The organism is Microcoleus sp. T3_A4 (assembly GCF_036700465.1).
Classification (GTDB): domain Bacteria; phylum Cyanobacteriota; class Cyanobacteriia; order Cyanobacteriales; family Microcoleaceae; genus Microcoleus.
On record NZ_JAUBOY010000002.1, the window covers coordinates 84,944 to 99,758 of the forward strand.

15 protein-coding genes are annotated in these 14,815 nt (G+C 45.3%); 11 read left to right on the top strand and 4 right to left on the bottom strand.

Annotation, left to right across the window (positions count from 1 at the left end; genetic code table 11):
• Positions 1-3: 3 nt before the first annotated feature.
• Positions 4-1,332, top strand: a complete 1,329-nt coding sequence (locus tag QUA07_RS01585; RefSeq protein WP_333321978.1) for a GH39 family glycosyl hydrolase — start codon at positions 4-6, stop codon at positions 1,330-1,332.
• A 332-nt stretch (positions 1,333-1,664) separates the two neighbouring features.
• Here QUA07_RS01585 and QUA07_RS01590 read toward each other — a convergent pair whose 3' ends face one another.
• Both QUA07_RS01590 and QUA07_RS01595 read right to left on the bottom strand, forming a co-directional pair.
• The gene (locus tag QUA07_RS01590; RefSeq protein ID WP_333321981.1) at positions 1,665-1,964 is read right to left on the bottom strand and encodes a contact-dependent growth inhibition system immunity protein; all 300 of its coding nucleotides are present in this window, start codon (positions 1,962-1,964) and stop codon (positions 1,665-1,667) included.
• Positions 1,961-2,500, bottom strand: a complete 540-nt coding sequence (locus QUA07_RS01595; protein WP_333321983.1) for an RNase A-like domain-containing protein — start codon at positions 2,498-2,500, stop codon at positions 1,961-1,963. The genes QUA07_RS01590 and QUA07_RS01595 overlap by 4 nt, the downstream gene beginning before the upstream one ends.
• Before the next feature lie 316 nt (positions 2,501-2,816).
• Between QUA07_RS01595 and rfbF the strand changes: the two genes are divergently transcribed.
• The 6 genes from rfbF (at position 2,817) to QUA07_RS01625 (ending at position 9,218) form a co-directional block, all read left to right on the top strand.
• Positions 2,817-3,593 carry a glucose-1-phosphate cytidylyltransferase gene (rfbF, locus tag QUA07_RS01600; protein ID WP_333085176.1) on the top strand — a complete coding sequence of 259 codons (777 nt, stop codon included), beginning with the start codon at positions 2,817-2,819 and terminating at the stop codon, positions 3,591-3,593.
• Positions 3,594-3,798: 205 nt separating this feature from the next.
• A complete protein-coding gene (locus tag QUA07_RS01605; protein ID WP_333321985.1) occupies positions 3,799-4,863 on the top strand; it encodes an acyl-CoA dehydrogenase family protein in 1,065 nt (354 codons plus the stop codon).
• 84 nt (positions 4,864-4,947) lie between these two features.
• Positions 4,948-5,679, top strand: a complete 732-nt coding sequence (locus QUA07_RS01610) for a cyclase family protein (RefSeq protein ID WP_333321987.1) — start codon at positions 4,948-4,950, stop codon at positions 5,677-5,679.
• 178 nt (positions 5,680-5,857) lie between these two features.
• Positions 5,858-6,604: a DUF1995 family protein gene (locus QUA07_RS01615; RefSeq protein WP_333321989.1), complete on the top strand. Its 747-nt coding sequence runs from the start codon at positions 5,858-5,860 to the stop codon at positions 6,602-6,604.
• A 256-nt stretch (positions 6,605-6,860) separates the two neighbouring features.
• Positions 6,861-8,138: an RNA-guided endonuclease IscB gene (gene iscB / locus QUA07_RS01620; protein WP_333321991.1), complete on the top strand. Its 1,278-nt coding sequence runs from the start codon at positions 6,861-6,863 to the stop codon at positions 8,136-8,138.
• 309 nt (positions 8,139-8,447) lie between these two features.
• A complete protein-coding gene (locus QUA07_RS01625; RefSeq protein WP_333321994.1) occupies positions 8,448-9,218 on the top strand; it encodes a metallophosphoesterase family protein in 771 nt (256 codons plus the stop codon).
• Positions 9,219-9,427: 209 nt separating this feature from the next.
• On the opposite strand, the gene QUA07_RS01630 is transcribed toward QUA07_RS01625, so the two are convergent.
• The gene (locus QUA07_RS01630) at positions 9,428-10,279 is read right to left on the bottom strand and encodes a M48 family metallopeptidase (protein WP_333321996.1); all 852 of its coding nucleotides are present in this window, start codon (positions 10,277-10,279) and stop codon (positions 9,428-9,430) included.
• A gap of 371 nt (positions 10,280-10,650) precedes the next feature.
• On the opposite strand from QUA07_RS01630, the gene QUA07_RS01635 reads away from it, so the two are divergent.
• Positions 10,651-11,175, top strand: a complete 525-nt coding sequence (locus QUA07_RS01635; RefSeq protein ID WP_333042459.1) for a DUF4330 domain-containing protein — start codon at positions 10,651-10,653, stop codon at positions 11,173-11,175.
• A gap of 195 nt (positions 11,176-11,370) precedes the next feature.
• Here QUA07_RS01635 and QUA07_RS01640 read toward each other — a convergent pair whose 3' ends face one another.
• Positions 11,371-12,276: an alpha/beta hydrolase gene (locus QUA07_RS01640; protein ID WP_333322000.1), complete on the bottom strand. Its 906-nt coding sequence runs from the start codon at positions 12,274-12,276 to the stop codon at positions 11,371-11,373.
• 529 nt (positions 12,277-12,805) lie between these two features.
• Between QUA07_RS01640 and QUA07_RS01645 the strand changes: the two genes are divergently transcribed.
• The 3 genes from QUA07_RS01645 (at position 12,806) to QUA07_RS01655 (ending at position 14,534) form a co-directional block, all read left to right on the top strand.
• On the top strand, positions 12,806-13,420 hold the full coding sequence (locus QUA07_RS01645) for a hypothetical protein (RefSeq protein ID WP_333322002.1): 615 nt from the start codon (positions 12,806-12,808) through the stop codon (positions 13,418-13,420).
• 65 nt (positions 13,421-13,485) lie between these two features.
• Positions 13,486-14,130, top strand: coding sequence for an IS607 family transposase (locus QUA07_RS01650; RefSeq protein WP_333322004.1), 645 nt, complete (start codon positions 13,486-13,488; stop codon positions 14,128-14,130).
• 155 nt (positions 14,131-14,285) lie between these two features.
• Entirely contained in the window at positions 14,286-14,534 is a 249-nt protein-coding gene (locus QUA07_RS01655; RefSeq protein ID WP_333322006.1) for a hypothetical protein, read from the top strand.
• Positions 14,535-14,815 lie beyond the last annotated feature (281 nt).

Genomic DNA, 14,815 nt, shown 5'->3' on the forward strand with positions numbered 1-14,815 from the left:
GATATGCAATTTACATTCAAGTTCCCACGTATTAATAAACTGCTGCCAATTGGTTTAGCTATTGTCACTGTTCTGTTAATAGCCTATTTGGGACAGCCAAGAGCGATCGCCCAACTGCGATCGAACGTTACAGTAGATTTTGGACAGCCAGCCACCGGTACAATTTCCATGAGTGGCATCCTGCACGGAATCGACACTGCCAAACCGCCGGATAGCTCGATAAAACCCTTGCAGCCCAAACTTTGGCGGGCGGGGAGACTCGATATTTACGATCGAGTAATCGCCAGCGGAGCCGAGTTTCAGTTAGTAGTCAGCGACTTGTGGGGCTACGGTAGCAATCCCAATGGCTGGCCCTATCAAAACTACCCCGCGTGGGAAGCATTCATCCGACAGTTAGCACAGCAAAATAAAGGCAAAAAAATTATTTGGGATGTATGGAATGAACCAGATTGGAAAGATCCATTTTGGAACGGAAGCAGAGAACAATTCTTTGAAACTTACAAAAGAGCTTACAAAATCTTGCGGGAAGAATTGGGGCCGTCAGCAATGATTGGCGGGCCAAGCCTCGGCCGCTACAGCAAAGAATATCTCGCCGCTTTTTTGGATTACTGCAAGGCTAACAAACTTGAAGTAAACTTCCTCTCATGGCACGAACTTAACGACACGATGATTTTATTTATTGACGATCACGTAATTGAGGCTAAACGCAATTTTCAGCAAAGTCCCTCTTACAAGGAACTGAAATTGCAAAAAATTTACGTCAACGAAATTGTCGGGAACTTAGCGCAGTACCAGCCGGGAGAAATCTTAGGTTATTTGTATAACTTAGAGTATGCAAAAGCTGACGGTGCTTGCAGAGCTTGTTGGGAGAGTAAAGGGCCAAATAAAGTTAGCAATTGCTTCAACAATACGCTGAGTGGGATGGTCACGCCTAATACTTTTGAGCCGAGAGCCGCTTGGTGGACTTACAAAGCTTATGCTGACGGAGTTAATTCGCGGGTGCGGAGTTGGTCAAATAACAATCGCCTTGTCGCTTTAGCCAGCAAGTCAAATCCTGAAGGTAAAGCACAGATACTTTTAGGTTATTTCGATCCCAATTTTTCGTCAGCAACAACGGTAACATTAACCCTCGGCAATTTGGAGCAGCTAGGTATTCAAAGAGGTCAGAAAATCACTCTCAAATTAGAAAAAATTCCCAACAATCAAGAAGGATCAGTGCCAAAGCTTGTCACCGTTAAAGAAGAAAGTTTGTCGGTGGGTAGCGGCAGCTTGGCTTATGTTATCCCTAATTTCAACGTCCACGAAGGCTACTTATTGACGGTTAGCAAGTGAGCTAGCTATCCTATTAAATTGTGGACAACTTGTAGGGACACGACGGCGCCCATTTGTGTCAACTTAACGTTAAACCGATAGTCCGACAGGGGTTGAAACCCCTGCCTCAAAGCTGAAGTCCTCTAAAAGAGGACTAATGAATTATTCAGTCCTCTTTTAGAGGACTTTGGCTATTAGACAGGGAATTCATTCCCTGGCGGACTGGCGGGTAGGCGCGAGGACTAGCGGACGAAAAGCTTAAGTTGACACGCTTTGGGCACTGCCGTGTCCTTACAAATATATAGACAAATTGTGGGGCACGGCAGTGCCGTGTCCCTACAAATATATAGATTTTATCTAGGATTATTCAAAGATTTTTGCACCGATTCCAACCACTCTCGGACTGTTTGATTTTCGGATTGTGGGTCGTAGTAACACCCTAATTCATCAAGGATTAATGCTTCTAAATCGGGTGGGGCGATCGGCATTTCTAGCAGTTTGCTGAGTTCTTGCGATGCAGCTTCAACACTTGCGGGCGGTTCGCTGCTGCGGTAGTTGTTCACTACATCGCTGGGAGTGTCAGCTTCTAATGGCCAGTCTTGGTGAAAGTAGGAACTGAAAAATTGGGTTAAATGAGGAAATGGATTGATCATTGGGGATAAGCTGTGAGAATAAAGTATCCGGGAGGTAATTTGGCGCTGCGCTGGAGGACGATTCTCAGGCGAGATGTTGAAGTTGCTTTGGATGCGCGGCGACGCAGAGTAATGCCAATTATTCTGTTGGCGTTGTAGTCGATCGTATAACGATTGCCTCGACTTTTCACCCAAGAGTCGATCGCACTTTGATTTCTGTTCATTGCTTCTCCAATAGCCGCTTCAGCGACGGAACGGTCAGTAAAAGAAGATGCTGCAGAAATTCTCGTTTCGCTTGCGAGTCGCTGTGCTAGTTCTGCTTCTGTTTTGCCAACGTGTCTTTCTAAAGTGTGTCCTCCTGCTGATTCGTGAAAGTCTAATCCGCCGCCCGGTATGTTGGGCACAAAAGCTAGGGTGGTTTGTGGTATAGTTGATCCTTCCGGTACAACAACCGTGGCGTAAACACCAGGTATAGCCGATTGGAATAATATAATTATTGAGGCGATCGCACAGAGGATACCTAAAAACTTTTTTAGGCGATCGAGTTGATTTTTCATTTCTGTTGAATCTCTTCCTTATATTTAGTATATGTGTTGGCTTTTTTTGTCTATTTCCTAATCTACCATTCCTAAGTTAGAAATTGCGCTGTATTCAAATATACTGTCCGCAGTACCCACCCTACTGTTAGTTATAAATTGCGCGCAGCATTCAAATACACGGTGCGGTCGCGCGCACCCTAGAATTATTTATAAGAGTTCGTGATTTCGGCGGTTTACAAAGCTTCACTCACTATGAGAAAATGTTAATAATTCTTTGAAAAAATCCCTGATGATTGATGATAAATTAATTTATCATCTTTAAAAATGTGACAAAATGCAAGTAGTTATCCTAGCTGGCGGTCTCGGTACTCGTCTCCGAGAAGAAACAGAATTTCGTCCCAAACCCTTAGTTGAGGTGGGGGGGCATCCAATTATTTGGCACATCATGAAGATCTATGCACACTACGGTTTCCAAAACTTTATTGTGTGCTTGGGCTATCGCGGCAACATGATTAAAGAATATTTCCTAAATTATGAAGCCATGAACAATGACTTTACTATCTGTCTGGGACGCCAACATACCATCACTTATCACGAGGAACATCTCGAACAAGATTTTAAAGTGACACTAGCTGAAACTGGCGCCGCAAGCATGACAGGAGGGCGGGTAAAACGGATCGAAAAATATATCGATCGCGAGAATTTCATGGTGACATACGGCGATGGAGTAGCTGATGTCGATATTGACGCCTTGATGGATTTTCACAAATCTCACGGGAAGCTGGCAACTGTCACTACATTTCGCCCGATTTCTCGCTTTGGAATTTTGGAGGTAGACAGCGATAGCCGCGTAGTTCAATTTACTGAAAAACCTCAAATCGACGGCTGGATCAGTGTTGGATATATGATATTTAACCGCCGGGTATTTGAGTATTTGGGGGGAGATGATTGTATTTTAGAACAAGAGCCGATGCAGCGTTTGGCGGCAGATGGACAGTTGATGGCTTACCGTCATGAGGGCTTCTTCTTTGCGATGGATACTTTTCGAGAGTACAAGTATTTAAACGAACTTTGGGATGAAGGGAAGGCTCCTTGGAAAGTGTGGAAATAATTTAGTTTTGGGGCGAAATTAGATTTCCGCCCCACACAATTTTGAATAAAAATTACTATAAAATTACCTCATAAATGCGGTTGCTTCGTAGATTTTTCGTGAGTTGTCGCAAAAATCGTAGTAACTGGGTTTTTATAGATCCCTATCCGTGGGAAGTGAAACTATCCCAAATAAGGTGAAACTCACTATAAAATAATTATAAAAAATGGATTCGCAAGAAATTCTCAACAGCACAAAAACTTACTTACAAGAGTGCGTTGCACCCCACGCGGAAATTATCGACAGCGACTCGGAAGCGCTAAAAACAGCAGTTGCGGGATTGGAAGATCGATCGCTCTTAGCATTGCGAGTTCCCCAAAAATGGGGCGGTGCCGAAGTTGCACCGGAGATTTTTTACCAATATCAGGAATTGACGGCTCGATATTCCGGCGCTTTGTCTTTCCTGCAAACTCAGCACCACAGCGCAACTGCGATGCTTGCCAACAGCGACAATGAAATGCTAAAAAGCAGATACTTGCCCGCGATCGCCCAAAAAGAGTTACGCTTGGGTATTGGGTTTTCGCATTTAAGGCGATCGGGCGATCCGGCTGTCACCGCAACTCCCACAAAAGCGGGCTATTTACTGTCAGGAAAAGTTCCTTGGGTAACAGGTTTTGGATTGTTTCAAAAGTTTATTGTAGCTGCGGTAATTCCTGACGAACGCGCTGTTTTCGGTTTAGTGCCTTTTGCCAAAATTGAACGCGAATACGGTAAAATAGCTTGTAGCGAAATCATGCAGTTAATCGCTATGAACTCGACTAATACTGTGACAGCCACTCTCGATAATTGGTTGCTGCATGAATCGGAAATAATTTCAGTTAAACCTGTCGGCTGGATTTCGGAAAACGACAGCAAAAATATACTGAATTTTGTTCCGGGTACTTTTGGCTGTATTCGAGCGGGATTGGATGTAATTGCAGCAGCGGCGGCGGCTAAGAATTCACCTTTTATAACGACAGCTTGCCAAAAACTAGAGCAAAAGCTCGATCGGCTAACAGAGAATTTCCAACAATCTCAACATAGCTCGAAAGCAGAACAATTAGCGCTGCGAGCTCAAGCCATTGATTTAGCCGTGCGTTGCGGGCACGCTGCGGTTGCAGTTTCTAGCGGTGCTGCTAACGGTGCGGTACACCCAGCCGGGAGAGTTTATCGAGAAGCTTTGGTGTATACTGTTTCCGGGCAAACAAAGGATGTGATGGAAGCAACGCTCGATCGACTAATCGAATTTTAGATTTTAGATTTTATATTTTATATTGAGCTCGCCGAGTGTCAAAAACTCAACTGTTTTTAATAAATAATAGATATATTTAACCTGATGACAAACAACTTAAACTCAAATAACTTAAAAACGATCGCCTACAGCAAAATTGTAGACTTAACCCATTCAATTCACCCCAATATTCCCATTTGGCCAGGAGATCCATCGACAGAAATTGCCACAGTAGCTCAAATAGAAACAGACGGGTATTTCCTGCGAAAATTCTCGATGGGAGAACACAGCGGCACTCACATCAACGCACCCAACAGCTTTTATGTAGGAGGCGCCAGCATTGATAGTTATTCCCCGCAGTCGCTAGTTGTGCCGGCAATTGCGATCGACATCCGAGAGCAAAGTCTTGCCAATCCCGACTACACTTTAACAATTGATGATATATTGACTTGGGAACGGCAGCACAAACTTATAGAACCGGGAAATCTAGTTTTATTGTATACTGGCTGGCAAGAAAAATGGGATAATCAGGGAGCATTTTTTAACCGAGACGAGCGCGGAATTTGCCACTTTCCCGGATTTGGGAAAGCAGCCACTCAATTTTTGCTAGATGAACGCTCGATCGCCGGAGTTGGAACCGACACCCACGGAGTCGATACCGGGCGAGATGAAAGTTTTGCGGTTAACAAATTGGTATTGGAAAAGCAGCGAATAGTGCTGGAAAATCTAGCAAATCTCGACTTGTTACCTGCGGCTGACATCACTTTAGTTATCGGAATATTGCGCCTTGTGGGAGGTTCCGGTTCGCCCGTATCGGTGTTAGCTTTTGTTGCTTAGTGCGGTCAAACTTACATCTTGTACCATTCTCAAGAACAGGCTTTTCGTCCTGTTCCACAAAGAGTGAATTTTATTGTGGAACAGGCCGAAAAGCCTGTTCCTAAACAGGTAATTGAGAATGGTGCAATATCTCAGGTAAAATTAGATTGAGAGAAGTCGAGTAAAAACAATAAGATTAATGACAGAACTGCCCAAGGATCTCAACGAGGCGATCGCCCAATCCCGCATTGCCACCGCCGCTGCCCTCTCGGACGGCAAAAATCTACTGCAAGTCGAATTAGTATTTCCAGAAATCGCCCTGCAAGCACAGTCTATCACCCTACAATTTCTCCCAGAATTTGAGGAAATCTACCCCGGAGTAAAAGTCTTTTTTCCCGACACTGGTGCGGCAGCCCTCGCGCGCCGCGACTGGGGAGAAACACCGTTTAAAGTCACTGATTTGGGTAGCAGTCGCACCCCTGTTGAAGATAAAATATCACCGGAAGATCAACTTTTCATTTTGATCAATCCAGCAGCCGTAGAAGTGGCCCAAGTTGAAAAAATTTATATAGCTGCGGCCGGTCGCCCAGTAATTCTACTCAACCCGCGCCTGGAAGATGTTGCCACCATAGGTATAGGCTATGCGGGCCGACAATTGCGCGATCGATTCCTCAGCAAAATTGAATCCTGCTACTACATCAGACCCCTAGACACTGCTGCTTTATTCCGCTGCTACCCCCAATCGTGGCAAGTGTGGCTGGAAACAAACGACGAATACCAACTAATTTCTGAAACCGCCCAAAAACCTGTCGGAGACGACTTAGAGCGGATTTTAGCCAAAGCTCTCGGAACCGACGATCCTGACTCCACCACACCTGCAAAACCTCTAAAAAAGAAAGGTTTTTTGGCAGAACTCCAGACATTCCTCAAAGCTTTGACTCAGTAAGGAACCCCATAGCTAAAGCTAGGGGCTTTCAAGAAGTCCGACTCTTGCCGAGCGGTTCAAGGAGAAAGCCCGAACCTTACCAGAGACAGGATTAGACCTACGTTTTTCGAGTCATGATACCGGAGAATACGACGCTAGTTTTCCGCTCTATCGCCAAAAGTTAAACAGGCTTAACGGGGTTAAACCAGTGCTTTTGGCATAACAAGCTCAGAAAACATTCTCGAAGCGAACTTTACCCAGCAATGGAGGACTTAAAATGTCTAATTTTGTTTTTGTAATAGATGCCAAGAAACAACCGCTAGCACCAGTTCATCCCGGCTTTGCACGGCGACTTCTGAAGCAAAAACAAGCGGCGGTTTACCGTAAGTTTCCTTTCACTCTGATACTTAAAGAATACCAGGATGATCCAACCTTACCCAATTTAAAGATCAAGATCGATCCTGGCTCCAGGGTGACAGGTTTTGCCATATTGAAGGGCGCACAAGTCATTTGGGCAGCAGAACTAACTCATAGAGGTCAGGCAATTAAAGATGCTCTACTCTCACGCCGTCAACTGCGGAGGGGACGGCGCAATCGGCACACTCGTTATCGTCAACCAAGATTCTTGAATCGCACCCGCCCTCAAGGTTGGCTAGCACCCAGTCTGCAACATCGGGTCGAAACCACACTTACCTGGGTCAACAAACTAATCAAACTTGCGCCGATTGGGTCAATAGCTCAAGAACTTGTGCGATTTGATTTACAACAACTTGAAAACCCTGAAATCTCAGGTATTGAATACCAACAAGGCACACTTTTGGGTTACGAAATTCGCGAATATCTTCTTGAGAAATGGGATAGAAACTGTGCTTATTGTGGTGTTACAAATACACCATTACAGGTTGAACATATTCACCCTAAAGCTAAAGGCGGGACGAATCGTATCTCGAATCTTTGTCTGGCTTGCGATTCTTGCAACAAAAAGAAAGATACTCAAGAAATTGAGCAATTTCTATCCCAGAAATCTGATGTTCTCAAACGTATCCAAGCACAAAGAAAACGCTCTCTTAAAGATGCTGCTGCGGTCAACTCGACACGTTGGGCATTGCTCAATCGGCTCAAAAAAACGGAACTTCCTGTGACCACGGGTTCTGGCGGTCAAACGAAGTTTAATCGGACTCGTTTACAACTGCCTAAATGCCACTGGTTAGATGCAGCGTGTGTAAGCAAAGTCGAAGAATTGAAGGTGCTGACTTCTCAACCGCTGCTAATCAAGGCAGCCGGACATGGAACCCGACAAATGTGCGGTACAGATAAGTTTGGCTTCCCAATTCGTCATAAATCAAGAAAGCAAATTCATCAAGGTTTTCAAACTGGTGATATTATCAGTGCGACCGTCACCGCCGGCAAGAAAATCGGCTCTTACACGGGACGAGTTCTATGCCGTGCATCCGGCTCGTTTGATATCGCCACCACGATGGGAAGAGTAGCAGGGATTAGTCATAAATATTGCAAACCAATTCATAAAAAAGACGGTTATTCATATGGATTTTGATTCGAGGCGACTGAAGTCGCAGCCACTTTCCTCCCGATGTCGGTAGCCCGGGGCTTCTCGCTCGTTTTTCGGTGAAATAACTCAAAGCTTTGCCTCAGTAACAGCAGTTGCAGAAGCAAAATTAACAGCTTGCCTGTTTTTCTATCAGTAGCTAGGCAAACAGCTACTGGTGAGCTTTACAGAATCTTTATAAAAAGCAGTATAATGGGTGACACCCCTCCACCGTAAAAGAGGGGAGGCAAATAACAGCAAAATCAGATGCTATAAGCTAGAGATGGGGCTTTTGAGTCAGGGAAGCGGATAAACACAATGGAGCACCGGCGCATTGTTATCGGGGACGTACACGGGCATTACGACGGCTTAATGACCCTGCTAGAGGCACTTGCCCCCAGCTCGAATGATCGCGTCTATTTTTTGGGAGACTTAATTGATCGTGGTCCCAAAAGCGCTCAGGTATTAGATTTTGTGCAGCAAAGCCCCTACCAAACTCTGTTGGGCAACCACGAACAACTGATGCTGGAGGCTTTGTCAGGGGTGCCGATGGATATGCGAGCGTGGCAATCTTGGCTCTACAGCGGCGGCGATGCGACAGTAGCAAGCTACAGAGATACAGGGATGATGCCGTACAAACACTTAGAGTGGCTGCGATCGCTCCCTACGTACCGGGACTTAGGGGACATCTGGCTGGTTCACGCGGGCGTTGACCCCCATCTGTCGATCGATGAACAGTCGATCGAACAACTTTGTTGGATTCGCAGGGAATTTCACACCATGTCGAAACCCTATTTTCCCAATAAATTAATTATCACAGGTCACACGATCACCTTTACCTTTCATGGGGTGAGACCGGGCGAATTAGTCAGGGGCGAAGGGTGGTTGGATATTGACACGGGTGCTTATCATCCCAAAAGCGGCTGGCTGACAGGATTTGACCTCAGCTACCGCAGAGTTTATCAAGTAAATGTATTTAACCATCAAGTCCGAATTTTGCCGTTTGACGAAGTTGTCAGGCAATTGAAGCCGCAGCCGATTGCACCCCCGGAACCTGCGATCGATTCTGTTGTTCCACAGGAGTGTTAAATCAAGTTTTAGTTGTAGGGTATGTCAGCTTAAGTCCGATCTATTAAATCGAAATTAATTTGCTGCTGACTTACCCTAGTAACTGGATTTATTTTTTAACGAACCGCGAAGACGCGTTAGCGAAGCGGCGCGTTAGCGCTAGATCGCGAAGTAAGAAAAGAGAAGAGAAGAGAAGAGAAAATAAGAGAGTGCCTGACTGATTTACATTTCTACGAACCTAAAAGTCTGCGGATTTCTAGCCTGTAATTCTCATTATCCAAACCTTCACCGCTAGCAAGATCTGGATCTATAGCCTGCGAAATAGCAGCAATGCGATCGCCAGTTGCCGGGTGAGTGCTCAAAATGCTCGGAGGAGAAGGCTTATTGAGCAACTTTTTCATAAAATCAACCATCCCAGATTGAGCGTAGCCCGCTCGCCCCATAGTTTGCAATCCCAACTGATCCGCTTCATACTCAGCTTGGCGACTGTGGGGGCGCCGCAAAGCCAATTCCACCCCAATCTGAACCGCCTGAGATCGATCGAGCCCTGTCGCCGAAGCTACGCCTGAAGCTATGGCCATTTGACGCATTTGTTTAATCGCGTGGCGAGCATTAATGTGAGCGATTTCGTGGGCGATTACACTTGCCAATTCTGCCTCATTGTCCGCCGCCGTCATCAAACCTTTATTCACATAAACAAAACCGCCCATAGTTGCAAAAGCATTAATCGTGTCGTCGTCAATCACTTGAAAAGTATAAGGAATATTTGGGCGAGTGCTTTCTTGAGCGAGTCGTTGACCGATGCGGTTGATATATTCTGTAGTGTCGCGATCTCGGTCAATCTTAAACTCGCTGCTTGTCAACTGCTGATTAATTTGTCGGCCAATAGTCACCTCTTGGCGATCGGACATATTCGACAATTGAATAACTTGAATGCCCCGAAAAATCAGTTCAGGCAAAGAAAATGCTTGAGTCGGTTCCGGGGAAACCACCCCGATACCCGCAGCCACAATCAGGGACAGAAACAGATAAATCCCCCGGCCGCAAGTACGCCGGCAAGTCAACCAAAAATTTTTTAACATGAGTGATAGGTGCCAGAAGTTAGATAAAATTGTAGGAAAAACTCGAAAAGTCACTAAATAGGCAGACGTAATTTGAGGCTGCTTAGTTGCTATTCTAGCTTTTTGTCAATTTTTAACGTCGCCACCAGCTTCTGGGCGATCCAGCCAAGGCTAACCAACCGCCGTTAACTGCCTTCTGGGTTAAGTGCCCCAGTCATGCGGATTTTGGGCGATCGTTGTGGTAATATCTTTTAGCTTCAGGACTTACGCATCAATAAAGTATGTCATTGCCAGCGGTAGCTCAGCAATAGCACCATCTGTTTTTCATCGATGTCTGCGTAAGTCCTGAGCTTGTAAACATACTCCTGTCGCTATCAGTATAATAGGCGATTATGAAAATTTTGGATTCTCAAGGCCGGCTATTCGGCAAACTCAGTATTCTAGACGTAGCTGCCGCTCTGATCGTACTGCTAGTTGCAGTCGGAATCTTTTTCTTTCCCGGCACTTCTGGCGGTTCCGTCGCCCAAGTCGGCACCAGTGTCAAACCTGTAGAAATTGATGCAATTGCGATCGGTCTCAAAGGAACAAACGTTCAAGATTTGTTCAAACCAGGTGATAAAATCAATGTGGTAATCCGCAATCAACCCTCCGGTCAGATTACCATCAAATCGGTCAAAACTCTCACCAGAACCCTAGCAGTTCCTCAGCCCAACGGCACTCTGAAAGCTCTCCCCGATCCCAGAGAAGAAGAAGCTTTCAGCAAAAATATGATGTTTACCTTAGAGGGAAAAGGTCAACTTACTGAAAATGGCCCTGTTTTAGGTAATACGAAAGTCAAAATTGGCACTACGCTAGAGCTTGAAGGCAACAAGTACATTTTCAACGCCAGCGTTATCGACGTGCGAGTAAAAGAATAATTAGTAGTCAGTAGTCAGTAGTCATTAGTCATTAGTCCTTAGTAATGGGTAAGGACTAATGGGTAATGGGTAATTAATCTTCCTTGTTGCCTCTTCCTCCATCCGTTACATCCGTTAAAAAATCCGTTGCCGAACTTCCTTCTTCCTTTTTCCTCCATCCGTTACATCCATTTAAAAATCCGTTGCCGAACTTTTTCACCCTTCCGAAAGCAATTTTAAGTATTGCCGAATTAAGCCAATCGTGACAGCGGGAATTTCTAACTGCGGAGTCAAACCTACGTTTTCCAGAGGTTGAAAAACTTTGATTGCTTCGGGGTTGAGATTTGCCAACCGCTGGCCGATATCGGGCCCGGTAAACTGCGATTTTTCTCCCCAAATAATCGCTGTCGGCCTTGTTAGCTGAGTGATGTACAGCGACAAATCAAAGCACAAATCTCCCCGCACAAAAGACAGGGCGGCATATTCTGCATTTGGTTCCAAAGCAGATTGGAGGTAAGCATCAACAATTTCTTGGTAAACGCGACGCGAATCGGCAAATTGGCGTTGTTCTAGGAAGCTACGGATGCCGCCGTCTGTGGCGATTCCGGTACTGTAGAGCAAGCGATCTAAAATCGGCGTGTTGACTAGCTTAGCGAAGAAACTGCTGCCGTAATCTTGTCCGAAGTCCGACAAACCGCTGGGTATGGTCAAAATCAGAGATTTGAAAAGATCCGGCCGTGCGATCGCAGCTCGAATCGCGATCGCCCCTGTTAGCGAAGAAGCAATCACCTCTGTCGGACTGCCGCAAGTTTTTTCGAGAAATTCGATCAAAGTTGTGATATAATCTTCAACCTGATAATTTCTTGCCGGATGTTCCGATCGCCCCCAACCGATTAAATCAGGTGCTAAAATTCGATATTCTGTCGCAAAAGCCGGATAAACTTTCGACCATTCGTAGGCACTCGACCCGCCGCCAAAACCGTGAAAAAATACTAAGTTCGGCTTATTTTCCGAAGTTGAGGTCGGCAACCCCATCCAAGGCATTTTTTCAGCAGTGTAGTAAACCATTCTGCCGAGAGAAGTAACTATTGATCGCTGACCGAAGCCGAGGGGTACAAGCATAAACTAACCTTAATCGCTGTTATATTTTAGATTCTTTTCCGTCGCCCCGTCTTTGTTTAAAAAACTTGCAAAGCTGGTGGCGTTTTTGTAAAGATTGAGTAATGATTTAAATCTATTTTAGTACAGGTGAAGCGTGAAACTACAGACAGCAAGTAAGTTTTGCGATTTGGGCAATTCGGCTGTGTAGTTATCCTTACCCTTGCAAACTACCGCTGATGGGAGATAATAGCAAAATGATGGGTAAGACCCCTCAACAAAATAGAGTCTGTTCGCTAACTGGGAAAGCAGGCGCTCGGAAAGGAGGACTATTAGAACTGGCTTTCAGGCAGGCGGCAGGTTTGCCGACGCTCGCCAATCACAAATCATTAATCACGATATTTTGCGGAGCAGTGGCTTTTGAGGTCGAAAGTCTTTGTTGGAGGGCGGGCAATGGGGTTTCGATTCCTAATTGCAGGTTTGGCAATCACTGACCTCGCCGTTATCAATTCCAAAACAGAAGAAACAACTAATCTCAGGGAGGTCTACTAAAATGCAACTGCTCAGAAAAAGGGATCGCGAGGGTTTTATGGTTGATGCGAAAAGTCTTCAATCGGACGGGTTTGCAGAATTTGACACAGCCTGTCGAAGCATGGATTTAAACGGCAAAAAGTCTGTTGTCGCCACTCCAGAACGCTCAGGCGCAGGGTCAGAGGTGCGATCGCGTGCCACAGTACCTGCGATCGTCCGCGTAGCTTTAGAAGACTTGAAATGCTTTGAAGTAGTAGAACACCAGTTTGCACATTGGGGGGTGACTTTTAGCAATGCCGTCGCCATCCAACCTTCAAACCCAGCATTTTTCACGGGTTCTGGGGCAACAGTGTTAATGGGCGCCCCCAAAAGCGGACTGATAGAAGTAACTTTTAAGTATCCAGTTCGCTGGGTGTCAGGACTTGTCACCAGTTCGCGACGAACTGTTTTATCAGCTTGTGACATTGACGGCAACCCAATTGTTCAGGATGAAATGCCGGCGCCCAATCTGGTCGGGTCTAATTCTCCGATCGCCCCTAGGGCTCCCCTGCGCGTAAAAGCTCCGAATATTCATCGAATTAGTTTTTACGCTTTTGACGGTCAGCTAATAGTCGATGACTTAATGTTTGGATTTTAGATTTGAACTAAATTGCCAAATAGTTCGCTAAACTTATCCATAGTTAATCCTTAAGAAGAAGTTTTATGTGGAAAGTGGCAGAATTTGGAAAGTTAGTTGGAGTTTCGTCTTCTACCTTACGGCGTTGGGAAAGTGAAGGCAAGTTAGTCCCCAATAGGACACTAGGCAACCAGCGTCTTTATACAGAAAGTCACCTGAGTATCGCCCGAAATCTGAAAACAGGTAAAACACCAAACCGAGTTATCGTCTACTGCCGCGTCTCATCCACTGCACAAAAACCAGAGTTACTTCGCCAGACACAGGCTATGGAACAATTTTGCTTGGCCCAAGGTGTCTCCATCACGGACTCCATTCAAGAGATTGGGGGAGGACTGAACTTCAATCGTCCCAAATTCCTGCAAATCATACAATGGGCAATACAGGGCGAAGTCAAGATGCTATACGTGGCTCACAAAGATCGACTCTGCCGATTTGGATTTGAATTGGTCGAGCAAATTCTACAGTGGAATGGCGGAACGATTATCGTCGCCAACGCCGAAACCCTTTCACCGCATGAAGAATTGACTCAAGATTTACTCTCGATTATCGACTGCTTTTCTTCCCGCATCTACGGGTTACGGAAATATCAAGCAAAAGTTAAGAATATTGTAGAGGATATAGATCCTTGTTCAGAGTCCCATATACTTCACCAAGTAAAGAATTCCAAGTAAGTTTAACTATGTTTGCCGTCAAACGATCGCTAAAATTGAATAACAACGAAGCGACTTTGATGGCAAAACACGCAGGATGAAGGCGGGTTGTGTTTAATTTCGGGTTAAGCTTGCGAACTCAAATATATAGTGAGGGCAAGCTTTCGGACTCGAAGGTGATAAATGAAGTCAAAAAAGTTCTCACCAACCACGTCAAGAAGCAACCTGAATTCGCTTGGATGAATCGGTTGTCTAGCGGAGTCTACCAAAACGCTTTGATTGACTGGAAAGATGCGTTTACTCGGTATCGTTCCGGGAAAGCAGGTCATCCAAACTTCGCCAGTCGCCGGAATAGTCAATCTTTTACAGTTGACTCATCTAGCCCAAAAGTTCTTCTAAAAGGTGGTAAGCTGTCGCGCATTTAAATTGTATATTCAGGGCGGGCGGGACGCCCAACCCCTACTCCCCACAAGACTTTAAATTTTTTTGACATACAATTTAAATGCCACAACAGCTTAACACCATTAAGATTCCTACATTGGGAACGTTTCGGCTTGGCGTGTGCCACTAGAATGTGGTTACGTGTCTCAAACTTTTACTCTTTCAAAATAAGGCAGTCGTTGGTTTATTTCATTGTGTGTTGATGCAGAACGTTTACCAGTTCAGCAATCTCAGGCATCCGTGGGAATCGACCTAGGCATTAACT